At 75.3% G+C, this 23,662-nt stretch carries 16 protein-coding genes and 1 pseudogene; 6 read left to right on the top strand and 11 right to left on the bottom strand.

Annotated elements, in window-relative coordinates; translation table 11 throughout:
* Positions 1–142: 142 nt before the first annotated feature.
* The 4 genes from OP86_RS12505 to OP86_RS12520 all read left to right on the top strand — a co-directional run bounded on the left by OP86_RS12505 (position 143) and on the right by OP86_RS12520 (position 4,667).
* Positions 143–520 carry a YciI family protein gene (locus OP86_RS12505; RefSeq protein ID WP_030060974.1) on the top strand — a complete coding sequence of 126 codons (378 nt, stop codon included), beginning with the start codon at positions 143–145 and terminating at the stop codon, positions 518–520.
* Positions 517–1,782, top strand: coding sequence for an RNA polymerase sigma factor (locus tag OP86_RS12510; protein WP_030060975.1), 1,266 nt, complete (start codon positions 517–519; stop codon positions 1,780–1,782). The genes OP86_RS12505 and OP86_RS12510 overlap by 4 nt, the downstream gene beginning before the upstream one ends.
* Positions 1,783–1,936: 154 nt before the next feature.
* Positions 1,937–2,860 (top strand): AurF N-oxygenase family protein, encoded by a 924-nt coding sequence (locus OP86_RS12515; RefSeq protein ID WP_030256794.1) that lies wholly within the window; start codon positions 1,937–1,939, stop codon positions 2,858–2,860.
* An 88-nt stretch (positions 2,861–2,948) separates the two neighbouring features.
* Complete coding sequence (locus OP86_RS12520; protein WP_030256791.1) at positions 2,949–4,667, top strand: FAD-dependent oxidoreductase; 1,719 nt, start codon at positions 2,949–2,951, stop codon at positions 4,665–4,667.
* Positions 4,668–5,036: 369 nt separating this feature from the next.
* On the opposite strand, the gene OP86_RS37425 is transcribed toward OP86_RS12520, so the two are convergent.
* The 9 genes from OP86_RS37425 to OP86_RS12565 all read right to left on the bottom strand — a co-directional run bounded on the left by OP86_RS37425 (position 5,037) and on the right by OP86_RS12565 (position 20,783).
* On the bottom strand, positions 5,037–6,125 hold the full coding sequence (locus tag OP86_RS37425) for an aromatic ring-hydroxylating oxygenase subunit alpha (RefSeq protein ID WP_051830014.1): 1,089 nt from the start codon (positions 6,123–6,125) through the stop codon (positions 5,037–5,039).
* Positions 6,126–6,133: 8 nt separating this feature from the next.
* Positions 6,134–6,988, bottom strand: coding sequence for a methyltransferase domain-containing protein (locus OP86_RS12530; RefSeq protein WP_030060979.1), 855 nt, complete (start codon positions 6,986–6,988; stop codon positions 6,134–6,136).
* 230 nt (positions 6,989–7,218) lie between these two features.
* On the bottom strand, positions 7,219–9,786 hold the full coding sequence (locus OP86_RS12535) for an FtsX-like permease family protein (protein WP_030256786.1): 2,568 nt from the start codon (positions 9,784–9,786) through the stop codon (positions 7,219–7,221).
* Positions 9,780–10,577, bottom strand: coding sequence for an ABC transporter ATP-binding protein (locus OP86_RS12540; RefSeq protein ID WP_051830015.1), 798 nt, complete (start codon positions 10,575–10,577; stop codon positions 9,780–9,782). Before OP86_RS12540 ends, OP86_RS12535 begins: the two co-directional genes overlap by 7 nt.
* Before the next feature lie 86 nt (positions 10,578–10,663).
* On the bottom strand, positions 10,664–15,445 hold the full coding sequence (locus tag OP86_RS38765; RefSeq protein WP_267883103.1) for a DNA repair ATPase: 4,782 nt from the start codon (positions 15,443–15,445) through the stop codon (positions 10,664–10,666).
* A gap of 51 nt (positions 15,446–15,496) precedes the next feature.
* Positions 15,497–17,527, bottom strand: coding sequence for a flotillin family protein (locus OP86_RS12550; RefSeq protein ID WP_030060988.1), 2,031 nt, complete (start codon positions 17,525–17,527; stop codon positions 15,497–15,499).
* A gap of 78 nt (positions 17,528–17,605) precedes the next feature.
* Complete coding sequence (locus tag OP86_RS12555) at positions 17,606–18,427, bottom strand: OB-fold-containig protein (protein WP_051830016.1); 822 nt, start codon at positions 18,425–18,427, stop codon at positions 17,606–17,608.
* 281 nt (positions 18,428–18,708) lie between these two features.
* A complete protein-coding gene (locus OP86_RS12560; protein ID WP_234434891.1) occupies positions 18,709–19,824 on the bottom strand; it encodes a PucR family transcriptional regulator in 1,116 nt (371 codons plus the stop codon).
* A gap of 101 nt (positions 19,825–19,925) precedes the next feature.
* Entirely contained in the window at positions 19,926–20,783 is an 858-nt protein-coding gene (locus OP86_RS12565; RefSeq protein ID WP_030256777.1) for a GntR family transcriptional regulator, read from the bottom strand.
* Positions 20,784–21,031: 248 nt separating this feature from the next.
* On the opposite strand from OP86_RS12565, the gene OP86_RS33535 reads away from it, so the two are divergent.
* Both OP86_RS33535 and OP86_RS12575 read left to right on the top strand, forming a co-directional pair.
* On the top strand, positions 21,032–21,793 hold the full coding sequence (locus OP86_RS33535; protein ID WP_030060993.1) for a tyrosine-protein phosphatase: 762 nt from the start codon (positions 21,032–21,034) through the stop codon (positions 21,791–21,793).
* A gap of 40 nt (positions 21,794–21,833) precedes the next feature.
* On the top strand, positions 21,834–22,388 hold the full coding sequence (locus tag OP86_RS12575; RefSeq protein WP_030060994.1) for a hypothetical protein: 555 nt from the start codon (positions 21,834–21,836) through the stop codon (positions 22,386–22,388).
* Between the two features lie 117 nt (positions 22,389–22,505).
* On the opposite strand, the gene OP86_RS12580 is transcribed toward OP86_RS12575, so the two are convergent.
* Positions 22,506–23,357 (bottom strand): ABC transporter permease, encoded by an 852-nt coding sequence (locus OP86_RS12580; protein ID WP_030256773.1) that lies wholly within the window; start codon positions 23,355–23,357, stop codon positions 22,506–22,508.
* Positions 23,354–23,662: pseudogene (locus OP86_RS12585) on the bottom strand (ABC transporter ATP-binding protein); the annotation flags it as partial. The gene OP86_RS12580 and the pseudogene OP86_RS12585, both read right to left, overlap by 4 nt.

Genomic DNA, 23,662 nt, shown 5'->3' on the forward strand with positions numbered 1-23,662 from the left:
GGCGGTCTCCCGGCGGTTCCCTCGGGGCGCGGAAAACTTTTCGGAGAAAGTTCCCGACCGATGTCGAGGCCCCGTCCCGCGACTCCGACTGGGAGGTGACCGCGCGCCGGAGGGGCGCGTGACACCGGAAGGGACACCCGAGATGAAGTACGTCGCGATGATCTACGGCAACCAGGCCAAGTGGGACTCCTTCCCGGCCGAGGCGTGGCCGGAGGCGATCGCCAAGCACGAGGCGTTCACCGCCAAGTACCGCGGCACCGGCGAACTCGTCGGCGCGTACGGGCTGGCGGACGCCGCCGCCGCGCAGCTGGTGCGGCGGGCGGATGGGGTGCCGGTGGTCACCGACGGGCCGTACCTGGAGACCAAGGAGTACCTGGCCAGCTTCTACCTGCTGGACTGCGAGAGCCTGGAGCGTGCCCAGCAGATCGCCGCCGACATGCCGTTCGCGGACGTGGAGCCGGTGGAGCTGTGGCCGATCCTGCACGAGTCGCCGGCGAACGACCTTCCGGTGGGCGAGTGAGCGCTCCGGGCAGCGCCGCCGTCGAGGGCCTGCTGCGCGAACTGGCGCCGCAGGTCCTCGGGGTGCTGGTGCGGCGGCACGGCGGAGCGGCGTTCGGCGCGTGCGAGGACGCGGTGCAGGAGGCGCTGCTGGCCGCCGCGCTGCAGTGGCCGGAGGGCGGAGTGCCGGCGAGCCCGCGCGGGTGGTTGGTGACGGTCGCGGACCGCCGGTTGGTGGACCAGGTGCGCAGCGAGTCGGCGCGGCGCCGGCGGGAGGTGTCGTCGGCGCTGGCCACGCCGCAGTCGGCGCTGGTCGCGCCGGCCGCCGATGCGCCGGACCCGGCGGCGGACGACTCGCTCGCGCTCCTGTTCCTCTGCTGCCACCCGGCGCTGTCCGTGCCGAGCCGGATCGCGCTGACCCTGCGCGCGGTCGGCGGCCTGACCACCGCGCAGATCGCAGCCGCGTTCCTGGTGCCCGAGGCGACCATGGCGCAGCGGATCAGCCGGGCCAAGCAGACGCTGAAGGCGGCGGGCGGGCGGTTCGGGCTGCCCGAGGGGGAGAGTGCCGCCGCGCGGCTGGGAGAGGTCAGGCACGTGCTGTACCTGGTCTTCAACGAGGGCTACACGGCCAGCGGCGGCGAGGAGTTGACCGCACCGCGGCTGGCCGCCGAAGCGGTCCGGCTGGCCCGGCTGCTGCTGCGCCTCACCCCGGGCGACGCCGAGACGGCGGGACTGCTCGCGCTGATGCTCCTCACCGAAGCCCGCCGGGCGGCCCGCACCGGACCGTACGGTGAACTGGTGCCGCTGGAGGAGCAGGACCGCGATCGCTGGGATCGCGAACTCCTGGGTGAAGGACTGGAGTTGATCGAGGCCGCGCTGTCGCGCGGGCAGGCCGGGCCGTATCAGGTGCAGGCGGCGATCGCCGCCGTGCACAGTGAGGCGGCGACGGCGGAGGCCACCGACTGGCCGCAGATCCTGGTGCTGTACGACCTGCTGCTGCGTTTCGACGCCAATCCGATGGTCGCCCTCAACCGGGCCGTCGCGGTGGCGATGGTCCACGGGCCGGCGGCCGGGCTCGCCCTGCTCGACGAACTCGCCACCGACAAGCGCCTCGCCCGGCACCACCGCCTGCTCGCCGTCCGCGCCCACCTCCTCGACCGCCTCGGCGCCGACCCGGCTGCCGCAGCCCGTACCTACCGCGAAGCCGCCGCCCGCACCTCCAGCGTCCCGGAGCGCCGCCACCTCACGGCCCGGGCGCTGCGGGCCGAGCGTGGGGTGGATTGAGCGCGGGGCGCGAATGGGGACGGGGGTGGGAGCCGTGCGGTCGTACGCCGGTTCGCTGTTGCGCAGGGGGTTCTCGGCGGCTGACTCTTATTGTACTGTCCGTCTAATAAGCGGGTGAGCGGGAACCCGCAGGAGCAGGCACCCGGAGGCAGCCATGGCTCTCACCGACCCGGCGGCGCGCAGGCAGGACCACCGCCATACCACTGCCGACGACGACGTCTCCAGGCGGCTGCTGGAGTCGGCCGCCACGTTGTCGTACGACCCCTCGACCGAGATCGACTGGGACGCCCCGCTCCCGGAGGGGCACTACGGCCTCAACCCCGAGTGGAGCACGCTCTACGGCACCCGGCTGTGGGACGAGATGACCGAGCGGCAGCGGGTCACCCTGACCCGGCACGAGGTCTGCTCGATCATGAACACCGGCATCTGGTTCGAGATGATCCTCCAGCAGATGGTGCTGCGCGACCAGTACCTCAAGAACCCCGTCAGCGCCGAGTTCCAGTTCGCACTCACCGAGATCGCCGACGAGTGCCGCCACTCGATCATGTTCGCCCGCGCCTGCGAGAAGATGGGCGTCCCCGCCTACCGGCCGAACAAGCTCATCGCCAACGCCGGGCGCGCGTACAAGTCGCTCGCCAAGGGCGAACTCGCGTACGGCGGCATCCTGGTGGCCGAAGAGGTGCTCGACGTCATGCAGCGCGACTGGATGCGCGGCGAGAACGTGCTGGAGATCGTCCGCGGCACCTCCCGGATCCACGTGGTCGAGGAGTCGCGGCACATGAAGTTCGCCCGGCAGGAGATCCGCGAGCGGCTGCGGCACGCGAGCCCGGCCCGCCGGCGCGCCTCGGCCACCGGCATCGCCATCGGCGCGTACGTCATCGTCACCAGCATGGTCCACCCGGGCGTCTACAAGGCCGCCGGGCTCGACGTCCGGCGCGCGCTCGACGAGGTACGGGCCAGCGAGCACCGCAAGGCGATGATGCGCAACAGCTCCCGGCACCTGATGGCGTTCCTTGCTGAGACAGGATTGCTCACCAGTCGCTCGGCCGCCATCTACCGCCGCGTGCACATGCTCTGACGGATCATCAGGCAATCCTCAGGCAATCCTCAGGCAATCCTCAGGCACCTCATCGGACACCGGACACAGCGAGGACCTAACTCCGGCCATGGCCTACGCGATCACCCAGACCTGCTGCAGCGACGCCTCGTGCGTGTCCGTCTGCCCGGTCAACTGCATCCACCCGACCCCGGACGAGCCGGAGTTCGGCACCACCGACATGCTGTACATCGACCCGCGCGCGTGCATCGACTGCGGCGCCTGCGCGGACGCCTGCCCGGTGGACGCGGTGTTCCCGGTCGACCGGCTGCGCGGTCCGGACACCGCCTTCGGCGACCTCAACCGGGACTGGTTCCGCGACCACCCCAACGACCACGCCTGGGGCACGCCCAGCTTCCCGCGCAGCCTGCCGGGCGAACTCGGCACGCTGCGGATCGCCGTGGTCGGCACCGGGCCGTCCGCCGGGTACACCGCGCAGGAACTGCTGCGCAGCACCAGCGCCGAGATCACCATGATCGACCGGCTGCCGGTCACCGGCGGACTGCTGCGGCACGGCGTCGCGCCCGACCACCAGGCCACCAAGCGGATCGCGGAGAGCTTCGCGAGCGTCTTCCGCGACCCGCGCCTGCGGATGCACCTGAACGTGGAGATCGGCACCGACGTCACGCACCGGGAGCTGACCGCCCACCACCACGCGGTGGTGTACGCGGTCGGCGCGGCCGCCGACCGCCGGCTTGGCATCCCCGGCGAGGACCTGCCCGGCAGCCTGCCCGCCACGGCCTTCGTCGGCTGGTACAACGCCGACCCGACGGTGCCGGCCGACGCGGTGGAGCTGTCCGCGGAGCGGGTGGTGGTCATCGGCAACGGCAACGTCGCCGTGGACATCGCCCGCATCCTGCTCACCGACCCCGATCGGCTGGCCGCCACCGACATCGCCGACCACGCCCTCGCCGCGCTGCGCCGCGGCCGGGTGCGGGAGGTCGTGCTGCTCGCCCGGCGCGGCCCCGAGCAGGCGGCGTGGACCGGGGCGGAGTTCCTGGCGCTGCGGCAGCTGCCGGGGGTCGAGGTGGTGGTCGAGGACCACCCCGAGGTGCGGGCGGCGATCGAGGCGGCCTGCGAATCGCCGTCGGGTCCGGGAGCGTCGTCGGGTTCGCGGGCGCCGTCGGGTCCGGGGGCGGCGTCGGGTTCGCGGGCCGCGCTGCTGGCAGGGCTGCCGCTGGTCCCGTACGACGGGGGCGCGGAGCCGGCGGCGGGGCGGCGGATCGTGCTGCGGTTCCTGTCCGCGCCGGTCGGGATCTCCGGGGACGGCCGGGTCGAGGCGGTGACCGTCGAGCGGACCACGCTCGTGGACGGGGAGCGGGCCGAGGCCACCGGGGAGCGGGACGTGCTGCGGGCCGGGCTGGTGGTGCGCTCCATCGGGCACCGGGGCGTGCCGCTGCCCGGGCTGCCGTTCGACGAGCGGGCGGGGACGGTCGCGCACCGGGGCGGGCGGGTCGTCGATCCGGCGACCGGGCAGCCGCTGCCGGGGGCGTACGTGGTGGGGTGGGCCAAGCGCGGGCCGTCCGGCGGGATCGGCGCCAACCGGGCCTGCGCGCGCGAGACCGTGGACGCGCTGATGGACGACGCGCAGGCCCGTGCGCTGCCCGAGCCGGAGGCGGGGCACCGGGAGTTCGAGCGGCTGGTGCGGAGCCGGCGGCCGGACGCGGTCGGGTTGAAGGAACTGCGGGCGGTGGAGCGCGCGGAGCGCCGGCGGGGCGAGGCCGAGGGGCGGCCCCGGGTGAAGCTCGCCACCGTGCCCGAGCTGCTGGCGGCGGGCCGGCGGCGGTAGGCGGCGCCCGTAGGGGGAGCGGTGTTCCGGGCTCGGGTGCGGGCCTGGGCGTGGGGCTGGGGGCGGGCCTGGGTGTGGGCCTGGGCATGGGGCTGGGCGTGGGGCTGATGTGCGGGCCGCCGGGTTGACGGGACCGTGTCCCGGTGCGGATGGGGTGCGTTGGGCGGGTGTGAGCGGATTTGGGGCGATGCCGGCTCCGCGGCGGCGGCCGGTCGAAGAAACGATCCTGCACGGGGTGGAGCCACCGGGGGAGCCCGATTCGGAGGCACCCATCTACGCCGAGCTGGCTCGGCGGTGGCAGGCGGAGGGACGGTCCGTACCGGGGCTGCCCGATCCGGCCTGGGAGGCGCTGGCCGCGCCGGGCGGGGGTCAGTCGGCGGGGTTCGGGTCGGCAGGGCTCGGCTCTACGGGGTTCGGCTCCTGGTCGAGCGAACCGACCGGACCGACCGGACCGACCGGACCGACCGGACCGACCGGACCGACCGGACCGAGCGGGACGGCCGGGCCGACCGCGCAGGCCGGGTAGAACTGCCGCGACCAGCGGCGGAACAGCCCGATCGAACGCTCCCCGGGGACGAGCCGCGGCTGCGCCAGGTACCGCTTGTGGGCCAGGACCGGCCGGTCCTGCTTGATGATGCGCACCGAGGCCTGCAGCGCCAGCCAGGACGCCGCCCGGTCGACCGCCCGCGTCGCGCCGACCCCCGGCACCGGCACGGTGGCCGTCACCGCGAACCGCACCCTGGTCCGCCACGGCGCGATCGGCGTCGGCAGCACCCAGACCCTCAACGTGGCGCCCAGGTCGGGGAGTTCGGCCACCATCCGGAACATCCCGAGCCCGGCCAGGGTGACCGGCTGCTCCAGGGTGACGGTGCCCAGCCCCGGGAACCGGGTCGTGGTGCGCTGGTGGATGGTGAACAGCGGGCCGTCCACCTCGGGCGGAGCGGTCTCCCGGGTGTCCAGGCCGTGCAGCACGCTCGTGTGCCGGAAGTCGACGCTGTTCTCCATCACCTCCTGCGGATGGGAGAGCACCTCCCCGCTCCACCAGGCGAGCGGCCGTACCCCGACCTCCGGCGGCAGCTCCCACGTGGGCGGACCGCCGTCCACCCCCTGCCAGACGAACAGCGCCCCGTCCAGTTCCCGCAGATGGCGCTTCGTCAGGGAGGCCCGGAACCGGGTGCCGTCCGGGGAGCCGGTGCACGAGCCGTCCGGGCCGAACGCGAAACCGTGGAACGGGCAGACCAGTTCCTCGCCCCGGACCGTCCCGCCCGCCCCGAAGTGCGCGCCCAGGTGCGGGCAGTGCGGCCCGACCGCCCGCACCGCGCCCCGGCGGGTCCGGTACAGCACCACGTCCTCGCCCGTCAGCCGGGCCGTCCGCACCCGCCCGGGCGGCAGATCACGTGTTCGGCCGACGCAGAACCAGCCGCTCGGGTACGGCAGCGGGGCGGAGCGCTCGTCCATGGCGGGGGTCACCTCGATGGCTTGACGGCGGTGTGAACGTACCAGGCGACGTACTCGCGGACGGCGTACATCTCCACCGTGGAGCGGAGGTTGAGCCACTTCGCCGGGTCGCCGAAGCGCCGCAGCACCGCCCACGGCAGCCGGAAGCAGGCGTACGCCGCCTCCGAGGTCGGCAGGTAGTACGGTGTCGCGTCCAGCGCCTCCTCGACCTCGAACCCGGCCGCGGTGAGGAGCCGCGGCAGGTTGCCGGCGTGGTAGATCCGGGCGCCCGTCATCGTCATCGCGTCCAGGTAGGGTTCGAGCAACGCCCGTGCGTGGGGATCGAGTTCGTCCAGCGGGACGGTGCTCATCGGGCCCAGGAGCACCAGCCGGCCGCCCGGGCGCAGCACCCGGTGGAACTCGGCCAGGGCGCGCGGCGGATCGTAGGAGTGGACGAGCGTCTCCATCGAGTAGGCGCCGTCGAACTCGCCGTCGCCGAAGGGCAGCCGGTGGTAGTCGCCCCAGGAGAAGGAGGTCCGCTCGTCCAGGGCGGCGCGGGCGCTGAGCCGGCGGGCCTCGGCGAGGTGGAAGTCCAGGACGTCGACGCCCGTCACCGCCAGGCCGAACCGGGCCGCCATGGCCCGCGCCACCACCCCCGCCCCGCACCCGGCGTCCAGCACCCGCGCCCCCACCGGCAGCGCGAGCTTGCGGCCCAGCACGTCCTCCAGTTGGCGCTGCGCCCGCCACATCCGCCACTTCGACTGCCCCGGCTCCGTCCACCCCCAGTGCCGGGCGTTGCGCGCCACCCGGGTGTAGAACCACCGGCTGCCGGGCCGCCCGTACACGCGGCGCAGACCGGCCAGATCGAGTTCCTGAGCGCCCATGCGCACACGCTAGCGGCGGGCCCGGCCTCCTCCCGGCGGCGCCACGGGCGATTGCCCCGCCGGGAGGTTTCGTACGGTCATCGGACGGTCTCATGTCGGAGCCCATGAGTGGCGCTCATGGGAGAACGCCGGGGGACGGCCATGAGTGATGCTCATGGCCATCCCCTCATGAGTGGCGCTCATGGGCTCCGACATGAGTGACGCTCATGGCCGTCCCTCATGAGCGTCACTCATGCGGCCCCGGCGGCCCCGGCGAGGATGTCCCGTCCGTCCCGGCCGCGCAGTGCCAGTGCGGTCGGGAGCACGGCCGCCGTGAGCGCGATGACCGCGCAGCAGGCGGCGAGTGCGCCCAGCTCCGTCCAGGGCACGACCACGGGGGTCGGGCCGACCAGGTGGGTCAGGGCGGCCCATGAGCCGCCGATGCTGACGGCCGTGCCGAGCAGGCCCAGGACGGTGCCGGCCGCCACGCACAGCAGGGTCTCGACGGCGACGGACCGCAGCACCTGGGCCTTGGTGGCGCCGGCCAGGCGCAGCAGGGAGAGTTCCCGCTTGCGGTCGGTGACCGTCATCACCAGCGAGTTGGCCAGCGCGACGGCCGCGTAGCAGATCGCCAGCCCGAGGATCATCAGCAGGGCGTTCCAGGTGGCCTGCTCCTCGCCGTCGGCGCTCTCGGCCTGGACCTCCTCCGGGGTGGCGAGCCGGGCGCCCAGCCCGTCGACGGCCGTCCGCAGGGCGGTGACGGTCCGCTCCCGGTCGGCCCCGGGCAGCAGCCGCAGGTGCAGCTGGCTCGTCAGGGCCGCGCCGCCGATGCCGCCGACGCCGGCGGTGACGGCGTTGGGCGCGGTGACCCAGGCCTGGGTGGTCTCGGCGCCGCTGCCGAGGACGGCGGCGACCCGCAGCGTCCGGGGCGTGCCGTCGGCGAGCCGGACCGGCACCTCCTGGCCGACCCGGGGCGAGCCGGGCCAGGTGCGGCTCAGCACGATGGAGTCGGGGCCGAGGTCGGCGACCGAGCCCGCGACCACCGGCAGCCGGTCGACCGCGGCCAGGGCGGCCGGGTCGGCCTCCGCGGCCCGGAAGGCCACCAGGCCCATGCCGTCCTGGTCGGCCATCACCGAGGTCGGGGTGATCGCCAGGGCCTGCACGCCGGGGACGGCGCGGACGCGGTCCACCACGGCCCGGTTCAGCCCGGGCGTGCCGGCCGGGGTGACGACGAGGTCGGCGGCGGACAGCTGGGTGCGGACCTCGGTGACCAGCGAGCGGTCGATCGTGCGGATGCTGCCGATCAGGCAGCCGGCGAAGGCGATGATCAGCACCACCGGGGTGGCGGTCGCGGCGGTGCGCCGGAAGGCGGTCAGCGAGCTCAGCCGGGCGGTGGCCCAGACGATGCCGCCCGCGTCCTCGGCGGGCCGCCCGCGCAGCCGGGCCGGGAGGACGGGCAGCGCCGTCAGCAGCCGGATCACCGGCCCGGCCAGCACGCCCGCCAGCAGGACGCAGCCGGCCACGATGGTCAGCAGCAGTCCGAGTGAGTCCGCGACGTTGGCCGCGGCGTCGGGCCAGCTCCGGGCCGTGATCGCGATGGCGGCGACGGCGCCGCCCAGCACGAGCAGGCCGCCGGCCCAGCGGAACGCCTGCGCGCCCCGCGAGTGGCGTTCGACGTCCGCCTCCGCCAGCGCCTCGCCGGGGCTGATCAGGCCGGCCTTCACCGCGGACAGCATCACGCCGCCCATCGCGGTGAGCAGGCCGATCAGGGCGGCGACGAGCAGCCCCCACCAGGAGACCGGGACAGTGAAGTCGGCCGGGACCAGGTCGCGGCCGACCAGCCACCGGCCGGCCGGCACCGCCCCGGCCGCGCCGAGCGCGCACCCGGCGGCGGAGGCCAGCACGCCGACCACCAGCGCCTCCCGGGTGACCAGCGCGCGCACCTGACGGCGGGTGGCGCCGATGAGTCGCAGCAGCGCGAGCTCGCGGCGGCGCTGGGCGATCGACAGCGCGAAGGTGCCGGCCACCACGAACACGGCGGTGCCGCCGGAGACGGCGGCGGACAGGCCGAGCGGGGTCTGCACGCCGTCCAGCCGGCTGCTGACCTCGGCGTAGTGCGGGTCGGCCTGGCGGCGCTCGGTGCCGGTGAGCACCCGGGCGACGTTCTCGCCGCCGTTGGCGGCCACGGCCCGGCGCACCGCGTCGGCGTCGCCGAAGGCGGCCAGCACGCCGACGGCGGGGCAGAACCGGTCGGCCCGGGCGTCGGTGAAGAAGACGGCGTGCTCGAACGGCTCGGCCTGCGTCACCCCGGAGACCGTCGCGGTGTGCAGGCCGTCGGCGGTGACGAAGCGGACCTGCTGACCGACCTGGTCCGGCCGGCCGCCGCCGATGACGACCTCGTCGTCGGCGGACGGCGCCGAGCCGGCGGCCAGCCGGTAGCCGCCCAGGGCGGCGGCGGACCAGGCCCGTCCGACCTGGTCGCGCGGGCCGTCCGCGAGCTGGGCGTAGAAGGTCCGGTCCTCGACCGTACGGCCGGTCCCGGCGACGGCGGCGAGCAGCCCGGCCGGCAGGCCCGGCTGGACGGCGACCGGGGTCGACGCGGTCTCCCCGCCGGGGGCGACGAAGTCCACGCTCAGGTTGGCGGTCACCAGGACGGGGGCCTCGGAGAAGCGTTGGCGGCCCTGGTCGGGGACGTCGGAGGTGGCGGCGATGACCAGGATCGAGGTGGCCAGCAGGGCGACGCCGAAGGCCAGGGCGACGAAGCTGCCGACGAACGAGGCCCAGCGGAGCCGGACGGTGGCGAGGGCGAGGGTCAGCATGCGACGGCCCCGGCAGCCTCGTCAGCCTCGTCAGCCTCATCGGCACCGGCAGCCCCGGCGGCCTCCAGCGCGGTCATCCGGGCGGCGACCTGCTCGGCGGTGGGCCGCTCCAGGGTGCCGGCCAGCCGGCCGTCGCGGAGGAAGAGCACCCGGTCCGCGTACGAGGCGGCGACCGGGTCGTGGGTGACCATGACCACGGCCCGGCCGGGATCGTCGGCCGCGTCGCGCAGCAGGGCGAGGACCTCGCGGCCGCTGCGGCTGTCCAGCGCGCCGGTCGGTTCGTCCGCGAGCAGCACGGCCGGGCGGGTGAGCAGCGCCCGGGCGATGGCGACGCGCTGCTGCTGGCCGCCGGACAGCTCGCCCGGCCGGTGCCCGGCCCGGTCGGCGAGGCCCACCGCGGACAGCGCGGCGGTCACCTCGGACGGCGCGGTGCGACGGCCCGCCAGCCGGGCCGGGAGCGCCACGTTCTGGGCCGCGGTCAGGGCGGGCAGCAGGTTGAAGGACTGGAAGACGAAGCCGATCCGCTCCCGGCGCAGTACCGTCAGCGCCTTGTCGCGCAGGCCGCCCAGCACGGTGCCGTCGACCCGCACCTCGCCCGCGTCGATCGCCTCCAGACCGGCGGCCGAGCGCAGCAGGGTCGACTTGCCGGAGCCGGAGGGGCCCATGACGGCGGTGAAGGTGCCGAAGGGGAAGCCGACACTCACCTCGTCCAGGCCGACGACCGGCTCGGGCCCGCGCCGGTAGGTCCGGCGAACCGAGCGGAGTTCGACAGCAAGGTCCGTGGCGTTCATGATCACATCCCATCGCACCCGACGGGTCTGCGCCAATGACCTGGGGTTCAGTCCCGGGGGTGTACCCAGCTACACCCCCGGCTCCCTCACCCCCGCCACACCCGCTTCAGCTCCTCCCAGCGCGCCGCCTGCGCCTGCGTCAGGCCGCCCCGCAGCTCCGCCAGCTTCAGCAGCTGCGCCTCCGCGTCGGCGCCCAGCGGCTGCGCCTCGGCGCGGTAGTGGTCGGCGAGCAGGTCGTCGAGCTCGGGCCGGGTGAGGGCGGGGTCGAGGCGCTGGGCGAGTTTGGCCATGTTGCGGTACGAGCCCTGGAGCAGGAACGGGGGCTCGGTGCGGGTGCGGTCGTCCTGGGCGGCGGAGTCGAGGTAGGCGCGGTTGACGGCCAGGACGGTGGAGCGCAGGTGCAGCAGGCCGGCCAGGACGGCGGTCATCCGCTCCGTCTCGGCGGCGGGCCAGGCACCGCTCAGGGCGCCGCCGGCGAGGCCCGGTTCGCCGGCCGCGCGGGCGAGCAGGATGTCCAGGTCGGCGCGCTCGGCGGTGGCGAGCGGGGCCAGGTGGGCGTTGGCGGGCAGGGCGTTCTCGACGAAGCTGAGCGCGAAGAGGTCCGCGCGCCCGGCGACGGCGTCGCCGAGGTTCCAGACGTCGGCACGGTTGGCGAGCATGTCGGGCAGCCGGAACAGCCGCCCGGACTCGGTGTACGGGTTGGCGGCCATCACGACGGCGAAGCGCCTGCCGCGCAGGTCCCACTCGCGGGCCTCGCCGTCCCGGACGCCGTCGATGCGGCGCTGCGCGTCGCACAGCGGGATGAACCGCTGCAGGAACTCGGGCGAGGTGTGCTGGACGTCGTCGAGGTAGAGCAGCACGTTGTCGCCCGCGTGCAGGGCGAAGTTGAGCTTCTCGACCTCGCGCCGGGAGGTGGCGTCGGGCGCCTCGGCCGGGTCCAGCGAGGTGACCCGGTGGCCGAGCGCCGGGCCGCTGACGGTGACCAGCAGCAGGCCGAGCCGCTCGGCCAGGTACTCGACCAGGGTGGTTTTGCCGTAGCCGGGCGGGGAGACCAGCAGCAGCAGGCCGCTGCGGTCGACCGGCCCGCCGGAGTCCACCGTGCCGAGCTGCTTGGCGAGGTTGTCGCCGATCAGCGGCAGGTACACCTGGTCGATCAGCCGGTTGCGGACGAAGCCGTTGAGCGGGGCGGGCCGGTACTGGTCGAGCCGCAGCCGGGCGTGCTCGGCGGCCAGCAGCTCGCCGCGCAGCCGCTGGTAGGCGCGGTAGCCGGGTGCCTCGACGGCCTCGAACTCCCGTACCCGGGCGAGCAGTTCGTCCAGCCGGAGGTCGAGCGCGCCGCCGGTCAGCCGCGGGTGGTCGCCGAGCAGCCCGGTGATCCGGGTGCCGACGGCGCCCTCGACCGGGCGGCGCGGCAGCGACGGGCAGAGCAGCGCGGCGACGGCCTCGGCGAGGTCGCCCGGCTCGGCGTCGGCGGCGCCCGCCGCCAGCCAGGCCGCGGCGAGTTGGTGCCGTACGGGCAGCAGGCCGGGCTCCTCGGGCAGCGCGGCCAGCGCCTCGGCGAGGCCGGCCGACTCGGGGGCGGCGCGGAACTTGTCGAGCAGCGCGGCCGCGCCCGCCGAGTAGGCGAACGTGGGCGTGGTGGCGGCGAGTTCGGCCACCAGGTACGGTCCGGCAGAGCCTGCGGCGTGGTCGGCCCCGGCCGCGTCCGCTCCCGCCGCGAACCCGGCGACGGCCGCCGACAGTTCGGCGGCCAGGGCGTCCAGCGCGGCCTGCGCCCGCGGCGCCGGAGCGCCGCCGAAGGCCGCCCGGGCGAGCCCGAGCGAGCGGGCCCGGGTGTGCCAGAGCAGCCGCTGCCGTTCGTCGGCGCCGTGCGCCCAGTACAGCTGGGCGGCCGCCCGGGCCTGCGCCGGGTGGCGCAACAGCCCGGCCTCGGCGTCGAGTTCGAGCAGGGCGCGGAGCAGCAGCGCCGCGTCGTGGTCGTGCACGCCGCGCTGGTAGCCCTCGTCCGGCCGCTGTTCGGCGGCCCGCCGGACGTACTCCAGCAGCTCTGCCGGGTCCGCGTCGGCGGAGAGCGCGCCCGGCCCGGCCGCCAGCAGCAGGCTCGCGGCGAGGTACTCGGCACGGTAGAGCCCCGGGGTCTCCGAGGGCAGCGGGCGGTCCCAGTAGCGCTCGGTGGCGGCGAAGGCGGGGTCGGTGACGGGGGAGCGGTAGGCGGTCCCGGTGAGGGTGAAGGCGGGGCGTCCGCGCCAGGGGACGAGGGCGAGTTCGGGCCGCTGGGTGGTGATGCCGAACAGGTGCCGGCCCAGCCGCAGGGTGCCCGGGCCGTCCCCGGCGAGTTCGGTGCGGTCGCGCAGGGCGCGGTGGGCCCGGCCGCGGGCGGCGCGCAGCCGGCCGGTCAGCTCCTCGGCCCGGACCCGGTCGCCGAGTGCGGTCAACTGGGCGGCCAGGTCGCGGAGTTTGACGGCCGTCGGGTCGGCGGCGAGGGCGGCGTCGAGCTCGGCCGCGGTGTCCAGGGCGGCCAGCCGCCGGTGCAGGGTGTCGAGGATGCGTTCGGCGGAGGCGGCCAGCCGGTCGGCGCGGCGGGCTCGTTCCTCCAGCAGGTGCTGGCGGCGGGCGGTGAGCGCGTCGTGGATCTCGGTGCGCCGGTGGGCGAGCTGCTCGCCGAGGGCCGGGTCGGCGTCGGCGAAGCGGGTCTCCAGCTGCTCGATCCGCAGCAGCAGCCGGCCGAGCTGGTCGTCGCAGGCCTCGGGGGTGTCGGCGGCGGCGAGCGCGGCGGTGGTGGCCTGGGCGAGCAGGGCCGTCTCGGCGGCGAACTCGGCGGCGGCCTCGCGGGTGCGCAGCTCCCGGCGGCGCACGGTGAGTGCGGCCCGGGCCCGGTTGAGCAGGCCGAGCACGTCGGCGAGCCGGTCCAGGATCGCGGTGCGGGTGGTGGCGTCGGCCAGGTCGAGGGTGCCGACCAGCTCCGAGACGGTCTGCAACGCCTCGCTCTGGGCGCCCAGTTCGAGGCTCAGCGGCTCGGCCTCGGCGGCGGTGGCGATGGCGGCGCAGGCCTCGGCCAGTTCGGCGGCCCGGCGCCGGTGCGGGGCGAAGGCGGTGGGCTCGGCGAGCTGGCCGACGGCCCGGCCGGCCGCCTCCGCGAGGCCTTCGGCGAGGTGCGCGGCGAGCGCGTCGATCCGCTCCGGGTCGGCGCGCGGCAGGTCGCGTAGCGCCTCGACCCGGCCCTGGGCGCGGCGCAGCCCGGCGAGCCGGTCGACCCACTCGGCGGCGTCGGCCAGGGTCTCGCCGCGGGCGGTGCGCAGCAGGCCCTCGACGTGCTCGGCGGCGTCCTCGGTCCGGGCGGCGGCGTGCGCGGTGAGCTGGGCGACGGCCTCGTACTCGGCGATGACCTGGCGGGCGGTGTCGCGGATCTCGGCGAGCGGCGCGGCGAGGTCGCCGAGGCCGCCCTGGCCGAGCCAGTGGTGCCGGTCGGCGGTGCGGGTGCAGGCGGCGAGGACGGCCCGGTGGCCGGCCGGGGTGTCGGCGCCGGCCGCGGCGAGCCGGGCGAGGGCGAGGCAGCCGGCCAGGCCGCGGACCAGGTCGGCGTTGCCGATCCGGGCCAACGGCCCGGTGCCGGGCGGCTGTTCGGCGGCGAAGCGCTCGCTGGTGAACGGGGTCTGCCAGAGCTGGACGGGGTGCAGCCGGGTGGGTCCGTCCTCGGCCGGGCGCAGAGCGATCAGGGTGCCGTCGGCGAGCAGCGCGTAGCCCTGGCAGGGCAGCGGGGCGGCGGCCTCCTGGCGGACGCTGTTGTACGGCTGGAGCAGGGCGCGGCCGTCGGCGGGGGAGCGGAACTCGTACAGCACGTCCTCGCCGTTGGGCGACAGCACGGTGCGCTCGTACACCAGGCCGTCCACCGGCTGGTCGAAGGTGCGGACGGTGCCGTCCACCAGGTGGCAGCCGCCGGGGAAGGCCACGCCTTGGTCGGCGGGCAGCCGCAGGCAGGCCTGGCCGAGCGCGTCGATCCGGGTGACGGTGCCGGTGGGCAGGTGCACCACCAGGTGCCGGACGGTTTCCTCCTGGTAGGGGCGCACCCGTACCAGCAGCAGGGTGCCCAGCCGGGCGTGGGCGATCTGCGCGTCGGCGAGGGTCTGCAGGGCCTCGGCCAGCGGCTCGTGGTGCAGTTCCCGGCCGTCCGGGGTGGCGAGGGTCAGCCGGCCGCCGTCGACGCCGAGGTGCAGTTCGCCGGCCAGGTCGGCGCGGGGCGGGCGGCCGGGTCCTGCGGGGAGCTGGTCGTCCCGGGTCAGCGCCGTCCAGGGGAGCTGCTGCCCGTCGGCGGGGGTGTGGTCGCGCTCGCCGCGCCCGTCCAGGTAGGCGGGCCGGGTGTCGTCGGCGCCGTCGTCGAGCTGCCAGCGCAGCACCCGGACGTCGGTGGCGGACTGGCCGGTGCGGAAGACGGCGAGCAGCCGGCCCGCCGTCGGGCGCAGCCGCTCCAGGCGGGCGTCGCGGAAGTAGCGCCGCAGCTCGGCGAGGTCCTGGCGCAGCCGGGGGTCGTCCAGCAGGGTGCCCTCGGCGGGGGCGGGGGAGAGGTCGGGCCGGTGCAGGCCGAGTCCGTCCGCGAAGTCCTCGGCGGCGTCGGCGGCGTCCGACGGCCCGGTCGGGCGGGTGCCGAGCAGCAGCAGCCCGCCGGCGGCGGTGAGGTCCTGCGGGAGGCAGGCCCGGGCGGTGGTCAGCCGCCCGGTGCCGGTGAGCCGTAGCTCCCCGCCGCCGAACTCCTCGACCCGGCGGGCGTTCAACGCCCGTGCGCGGTCGGCGAGTTCGGCGGCGGCCCGGGCGAGCCGGTCGCGCAGGACCTCGTAGGTGCCGGCGTCGAGCCGGTCGTCGAGGGCGTCCACGGTCAGTTCCTCAGGTCCTCGGGTGCTCAACGGATCGGTACGGGGGGCTCGTCACCTGGAGCCGTTCGCCGAGGCGCCGGCACCGGCCAGCGCCCCGATCGGGGTCTCGGCGATGCCCAGCTTGCGCGCCGAGTCCAGCAGCTTGCTCAGCTGCCCGGCCTGCTCGCCGCTCCCCGAGCCGATCAGCTTCATCAGCAGCGCGGACACCGTCAGGTTCTGCACGTCCGCCGTGGAGACGGAGGACAGCACCCGGGTGAGGTCCTCGGTGAAGCCGGCCCGGCCGTCCAGCCAGGGGCCGGCCAGCGCCTGCGCGGTCTGGGAGTGGCCGACGAAGGCGTCCACGCTCTTGCCGGCCGTCACCGACTGCACCAGCCGGTCGAAGAACACCGAGTCCCCGCCGACGATGTCGATCTTCGCCTTCTCCAGCCCGGCCGCGACCAGGGCCGCCTGCGCCTCGGCGATCTGCCGCTGCGTGTCCAGCCCGGCCAGCCGGACGTCCTTCTCGGCGGCCAGCCGCAGCCGGTACTCCTCGTGTCCGCGCGAGGCCTCGTCCAGCTTGGCCATCGCCGCGGCCTTCTCGGTCAGGCCCTCGGCCTCGGCCTTCAGCTTGGCGCCGACCTCCAGCGCGGTGGCCTTCGCCTTCTCGACCTGGACGACGGCCTCGGCGCGGCCCACCTTCTCCACCGCCGCGGCCTCCTGCTCCCGCACCTGGACGCGCGCCAGGCCCTCGGCGGCGGCCTCCGCCCGGACGCCCTCGGCCAGCCGGATCTTGGCGGCCGCGTCCAGCTCGGCGGCCCGCTGCCGGGCCTCGGCCAGCACCAGCGCCTCGCGGGCCTTGTGCGCGGCGGCCTGCTCGGCGGCCTCGGCGGCCTTGATATCCTTGACGAGCTTCTCCTGCGCCTCCGCCTCGGCCTGGATGACGACGGCCTTGCGGACGCGCTCGGCCTCCTCGGTGGCGCGCAGCGTCTTGACGGCCTCCTCCTGCTCGGCGACGGTCCGGTCCACCGCGACCCGCTCGCGGACCACGTCCGCGACCTCCCGCTTGGCGGACTCGACCTCCTTCGCCTTGGCGATCGTGGCGAGTTCGGTCTCCCGCTCGCGGCCGACGACCTCCAGCAGGCGGTCCTTCTCGATCCGCTCGTTCTCCACCGCGATCACCCGCTCGCGGTTCTTCTGCGCCACCGCGACCTCGCGGGCCTGGTTCTCCCGCTGCACCCCGAGCAGTTCCTCGGTGCGCAGGAAGGCGGTCTGCGCGTTGAGCCGCTCCTCCTCCTGCACCCGGGCGATCACCGCGTCCTCCTTGGCCCGCAGGGTCTCGATCTCGCGGCGCTGGCGGATCTCGGCGTCGGCCTGGCGGCGCTGGAGCTCCAGGACGGTCTCCCGGGCGTCCACGTTCTGCCGGGTGATCTCCTTCTCCTCGGTGCGCTGGTACTCGTTGGTGCGCACGTGCTCGATCGCGGTCAGCTCGGTGATCTTGCGGATGCCCTGGGCGTCCAGGATGTTGTCGGAGTCCAGCTGACTCATCGGGGTCTGTTCCAGGTGGTCGATGGCCGCGTCCTCAAGGGTGTAGCCGTTGAGGTCGGTGCCGATGACCGCGATGATCTGGTCCCGGAACTCGTGCCGGTGGGTGTACAGGTCGGTGAAGTCCAGCTGCTTGCCGACGGTCTTGAGCGCCTCGGCGAACTTCGCGACGAAGAAGTCCTGGATCGCCTGCGGGTCGCTGGCCCGGACGGTGCCGATCGACTGCGCCACCTTGATGACGTCCTCGACGGTCTTGTTCACCCGGACGAAGAAGGAGATCCGGATGTCGGCGCGGATGTTGTCCCGGCAGATCAGGCCGTCCCGGCCGGCCCGGTGGATCTCCACCGTCTTCGCGGTGATGTCCATCAGCTCGGCCTTGTGCAGGATCGGCAGGACGATCGTGCCGGTGAAGGTGACGTCCACCTTCTTCGTCCGGGAGACGATCAGTGCCTTGCCCTGCTCGACCTTCTGGAACAGGCGGCCCACGAACAGCAGCACTGCGAGCACGATGAGCAGCACGACGGCGACGAGAACGCCGAAACCCACGGCGATGGTGTCCATCACGGAGTCCTTTGACGAGATGGCGAGTTGGTGCGAGGTGAATGAAGTGGAAAGCGAACGAAGTGAAGTGACGGAACGTCAGTCGCGGCCCGGCGGCGCCGGGTCGAACGGCGCCGGGTCGAACGGCGCCGGGTCGAGCGACGACGGATCGAACGGCGCCACCAGGAAGTGCTCGCCCTCGGCGTCGTAGTCGAAGATCAGGGCGGTCCGTCCGGCGGTGAGCCCCGGATCGGGGGTGGGCGTACGGACCTGGACGGTCGCGGTGGAGCCGTCCTCGGCGGCGACCTCGGCCTGCCCGAAGTCGGCAGTCACCCGGCCGGTGCGGATCACGCAGACCCGGCCGACGAAGTCCCCGCGGCTGACCGGCCGGTCCTCCGGGAACAGCCGCGACAGCGGCTTGACGAGCACCCGGGTGCCCGTCCAGGAGGCGACCAGCGCGACGGCGAGCACGCCGCCGCGCGCCGGCGCCCCCGAGGTGAGCGCGGTGCCGGCCAGGCTGACGAACCAGGCGAGCGCGACCAGCAGCGACACCGCGACCGTCACGGGCACCCCGCCCAGCCCCAGCGCGCCCAGCACGCCCCCGTGGTGGCCGGCCCCCGCGTGGGAGCGGTTCCCCCCGTTCCCCCCGTCGGCGCCGTGCCCGCCGGGTGCCCCGTGCGCCACGCTCCCCCCGACACCGTGCCCCCCGGCACCGTGCCCGACGTGACCCACGTGACCCACATGCCCGACGTGCCCGACGTGCCCGGCACCCACGTGGTGTCCGACGCCGTGCCCCCCGTGCAGGGCGTCGAACCCCAGTCCGCCGAGCAGCATCAGCAGCCAGTACCCGACGACCACCACCAGCGCGAAGCTGAACAGCGCCGTCGGAAAGGCCAGCGCGGCCGCGAAGAATCCCCCCAACCCGGCCACGCTCCCCCGCCCTTCCCACGGCACCGTGCTTCGGCGCCGGAGAGATCATGGCAGTGGGGGCGGCCGTCGCACATTGCCAGGATCCGGCAACCTTTACGGCCTTTTGACACCCTGGTCCACGCGACCCACGTGACACTGCAACAGCCGGGCAACAGGACGGTCGCCGGGCCGTCGCAGCGGGGCCGCACGGGTTTGCCGCGCCGGGGCGTGAGAGGCGCCGGGACGTGAGAGGCGCCAGGGCGTGAGGCGCCGGGACGTCGGAGGCGCCGGGATCAGAGCGGCTGGTCCGGCCAGTTCAGCAGCCGGGCCCCCATCGCCGCCGTCTCCAGGGTGAAACGCTGCAGCGCGTCCGACGGGTCGTACCCCGTCAGCGCCCTGATCCGCTCCAGCCGGTAGCTGAGCGTGCGCACGCTCAGCCCCAGCCGGCGCGCCGCCTCCGCGTTCACGTACGCGGCCTCCGCGTGCACCACGATGGTGTCCAGCAGCGGACGGGCGCCGCCGCGCGCCTCGGTCAGCGGGCCGAGCACGCTGCGCACCAGGTCCGCCATGGCCGCCCGGTCGCGCATCAGCACCGGGAAGACCAGCAGCTCCTCGGCCTTCAGGTGCTTGGCCGACAGGTCCAGGCGCTGCGCGTAGTCCAGCGCGTCCAGCGCCTCCTCGTAGCTGCGCGGCACCCCGCTCGGCCCCGAGTGCCGGCGGCCGGTGGCCACCCGCAGCACCGGGCGGTAGCCCGGGCCGGGGCGCAGCGTCAGCTCGGCGAAGGCCTCCAGCACGGACCGCTCGGAGTCCGGGGCGATGCAGACCAGCCGGCCGTCCTTGCTGGCCAGCAGCACGTCCCGCTCGCCGAACCGCCCGGCCAGCTCCCGCTCCACCCGGTGCACCAGCGGATGGACGTCGGCGAACGGCTCGTCGCCCACCGCGACCGCCACCGTGTACGAGCCCGCCAGCCGCAGCCCGAAGTGCTCCGCGCGCTCGGCGAGCAGGCCGAGGTCGCTGCGGCCGAACAGCAGGTCGTCGATGAACTCCCGCCTGGCCGCCTCCTCCTGACGGACAGCCAGGCGCTGCGCACGCTCGTGTCCCTCGCCGAGCGCGGCCAGCGCGGCGTCGGTGGCGGCGAGGACGGCGTCGCCCGTCCGGCGCAGATCGTTGACGCTGCTCGCGGCGGCCGTCCCGGGCAGCGTGTGCCAGGCCCGCCGGGCCGCCGCCAGACAGTGCGACACCACCTCGCGCAGCCCGTAACCGGCCTCGGCACACTGCTCGCCGAGCCTGCGCAGGCCCTCCAGCTCGTCGCGGCGCAGCAGCCGGCCGGTGCGCGAGACGTCGGCGAGCAGGACGAGGTAGGCCGCGGCCAGCTCGGCGGGTATGTCGTGGTCGAATTCCTCGGTCACCGCGTCCTGCCATCCCCCGTACGACCCGGTATTTCGGCGCTGAACACTAGCAGGATCGATACGGCGTCAGGTCTGCGCCACCGGCCCCGCAGGCCCGTCCGCTACCGCTCCCGGAAGTGCAGCACGAAGCGCGCGCTGCTGCCGTCGATCCGCCGCCGCACATACAGGGCAGGGGTGCCGTCCGGGGTGCAGCTGACCCCCTCGCGGACCAGCAGCGCGGTGCCCGGCGGGACACCCAGCAGCTCGGCGTCCGCGAGGTCCGCGCCGACCGCCCCGAAGGCCCGCCAGTCGTACTCCAGCTCCACCCCGGCCGTCCGCGCCAGATCCAGCACCAGGTTCCCCGGGCGGCCCGGCCGGACCAGCTCCGCGGGCAGCGGGCCGAACGGCACCCAGTAGCTGGAGGCCGCCCGGGCCCGCCCGCCCAGCCGGATCACCGAGTCCACCCGGGACAGCTCCTGCGGCGCACGGCCCAGCTGGCGGGCCGCCTCCGCGTCCTCCGCCGAGCCGGTCACGGGCGGCGCGGCCACCACGAACTCGCCGTCCCCCGGGCCGTCCCCCCGCCGCCCCTCGCCACGGGCCTCCCCGCCGGCCTCGGGCAGTGCGGCGTGCACGCTGCCCAGGTCGAAGCGCTGGCTGCGCGGGTCCACGGCGATCGACACGCGGACGGCCGGCGGGCGGACGAAGGTGCCCACGCCCCGGCGGATCTCCACCACGGCCGCCCGCTCCAGCTCCGCCACCGCCTGCCGTACGGTCAGCCGGTTCACCCCGAACTCGGCGCTCAACTCCGGCTCGCTCGGCAGCCGGGCGCCGGCCGGGTACGCGCCGGCGTCGATGCGCTCCTGGAGCCGACGGGCCAGGCGGCGGTACAGCGGGGTGCTCGGGGTGCTCTGGGGGCTCTGGGTGTCCGGGACGTTCGGGGTGTTCGCGGGGTTCGGAGTGTTCGCGGGGTTGGTCGCCACGGGCTCGATCCTACGAAGCCGCCCGCCCGGAGCCCGTTCGCCGCCCGCCCGGAGCGCGCCCGGAGCGCGCCCTCAGCCCGCCCGCCCGGAGCTCGCCGCCCCGTTCGGGTCGCCGCGGCGCACCGACGGGAGTGGGATGGAGGAAGCGACGGGCGCCCGCCGCTTGCCCGGCGGCCCCGGGACAGGTTAGACATCTAGACGTCTAGATGTCCCACCCGTCCCGAGCGGCTCCACCGAAAGGCCCCCGCATGTCCCTGGTCAACTTCCGCGACGCCGCCGTCCTCGGCGACCCCGAGGGCCGACGGGTCCGCCCCGGCGTGCTCTACCGCTCCGCCCAGCCGTTCCCGGCCGCCGACGAGACCACCGTCGCCCAGCTGCGCGCCTGCGACATCCGCACCATCGTGGACCTGCGCGACCCGCGCGAGACCAACCCCGCCGACTGGGCCGCCGCCGAGGCCGCCGGGATAGCCGTCGTCGCCGCCCCGGTGAACCCCGCCACCGACGCCCTCACCGCGCGGATGAGCACCATGACCACCGCCGCGGACCTCGGCGACTTCTACGTCCTGCTCGCCGAGTCCGCCCCCGAGGCGGTGGCCGCCGCCGTCGAGGCCACCGTCCGCCCCGGCGCCGTCCTGCTGCACTGCGCCGCCGGCAAGGACCGCACCGGCCTGCTGACGGCCCTCCTCCTGGACCTCCTCGACGTCCCCGCCGAGCGCATCGTCGCCGACTACGCCCGCACCGCCGACGCCCTCCCGCAGATCTTCGCCGGCCTCGCCGAGCGCCACCGCACTGCCCTCAACGACCCCACCAACGCCCGCGTCACCGACACCCAGGGCCGCCGCCTCACCATCCCGGCCCCCCTCCTGGAGGCCCCGGCCGAGGCCATGTCCGTCTTCCTCGACCGCGTCCGCACCCACCACGGCGGCGCCGCGTCCTTCCTCCCGGCCTGCGGCGTCCCGGCGACGACCCTCGGCGCCTTCCGCGCGAAGGCGGGCGCAGCCACGGCCTGATCCGACAGCATCCGCCGGACAGGCCCTACCCTGACGGCCCATGAGCTACAACGGCATGTGGTTCCTGATCCCCGCGCCCGCCGAGGCGGTCGAGCGGCACGGCCCGAGGCTGCGCGGCGCGCTGGCCGCGCACGCCGCGGAGCCGGGCAACCGTGAGCTGCGCCGCCGGTGGGAGCGGGAGGGGCTGGGCCCGGAGGAGTTGGAGTGCCTGGCGGTCGGCCCGCTGGGGGAGGACCTCGACGCGCTGTACGCGGCCTGGGAGGACTGCGGGAAGGCCGGCCCGTACGCCGCCGTCTCCGCCCGCAACCGCTACCCGGTGCTCGGTGTGGCGCACGGACTCGGCCCCGAGCGGATGGCCGCGCTGCCGGGCTGGTTCGGGGACGTGGTCCTCACCCCCGAGGAGCTGCGGGCCTCGCTCCCGGCCGTCGAGGCGGTGTTCGACCTGGACGGGGCGGCGCGGGCGGCGGCCGAGGAGCGCGCCGTGGAGGTCCTGCGGTCGGACTGCCCGGGGGACCTCTTCGACGTCGCCGTCCCCGTCTGGCGCGCCGCCGCCGCGGCCGGGCACGGCCTGATCGGCGCCCAGCTCGTGCCCTGACTCGCCGCTGATCCGCCCCTGACCGGCCGCCGAACAGCGGCTGCTGCCGCCCGAGCGCCCGTACCGGCTGCCCGCCGCGACGGCGCGGCGCCTGGGCATCGGCTGACCGCGGGCGCGTCAGACGTCCCGCCGCCGCACCACGACCACCGTCACGGCGACGGCGACGGCCGCCCACACCCCCATCGTGATCCAGGAGTCGAGCACGCTCGGCGCGTACTTCCCCATCGTGGTGGTGGAGCCGGGCCTGATGGTGAGCCGCTGGACGGTGGCGAGCGGCAGGTGGGTGCCGATCTCCTTCAGCCAGCGGTAGCGGTCGCCGCCGAACATCAGCGGCAGGATGAACATCAGCATCACGAGTGCCACGATCGAGGCGGTGGCGTGCCGCAGCAGCGCGCCCAGCGCCATGCCGATCAGTGCGCAGGCCGGCACGATCGCCGCGTAGGCGAGGACGGCCCGCAGGCAGCCCTGGTCGGTGATGGAGACGCCGACGTGCCGGGAGGCCAGCATCGCGTTGGCGCCGAAGAAGGACCCGGCCGACACCACCGCCCCGGCGAGCGCGGTGATCCCGCCGATCAGCAGCACCTTGGCCGCGATCACGCCCCGCCGGTCCGGTACGGCGGCGAAGGTGGTGCGGATCATGCCGGTGGTGTACTCGCCGAACACGGTGATCGCGCCGAGGCTGCCGGCGGCGATCGCCATCAGGTCGGAGGAGACGCTGCCGAGGCCGTGGAACAGCGGGTCGTAGGTGTACGGCGGCATGCCGGGCATCGGTGCGGGCGGGTGGTCGAGGTACGGCAGGTCGGTGTGGACGGCGTTCAGGTTGACGGCGATCGCCACCAGTGAGGCGAGTGCCAGCACCCAGTACGTGGACCGCAGCGAGCGCAGCTTGATCCACTCGGCGGCGAGCAGGTCGCCGAAGCGGGCGCGCGGCTCGGTGCGGGCGGTGGGGGCGAGGGGCATGGTGTTCATCGGGCCTCTCCGGCGAGGTATTCGACGCTGTCGGCGGTCAGGGCCATGAACACGGACTCCAGGGACGGCGTCCGGGTGGCCAGCTCGTGCAGCACCACGCCGTGCCGCAGGGCGAGTTCGCTGATCCGTTCGGCGGGCAGCCCGGTGACGGTCCCGAACTGCGGCTCCGTCCGCCGCACTTCGGCCCCCTCGGCCCGCAACAGCTCGGCGAACGCGTCGAGTTCGGGCGTCCGTACGGTCACCGAGGCCACCGCGTTGCGGGCCGAGAACTCGGCCAGGCTCTCGTCGGCGATCAGCCGGCCGCG

This window comes from Streptomyces novaecaesareae (assembly GCF_000716875.1).
GTDB classification, from domain to species: Bacteria; Actinomycetota; Actinomycetes; order Streptomycetales; family Streptomycetaceae; genus Kitasatospora; species Kitasatospora novaecaesareae.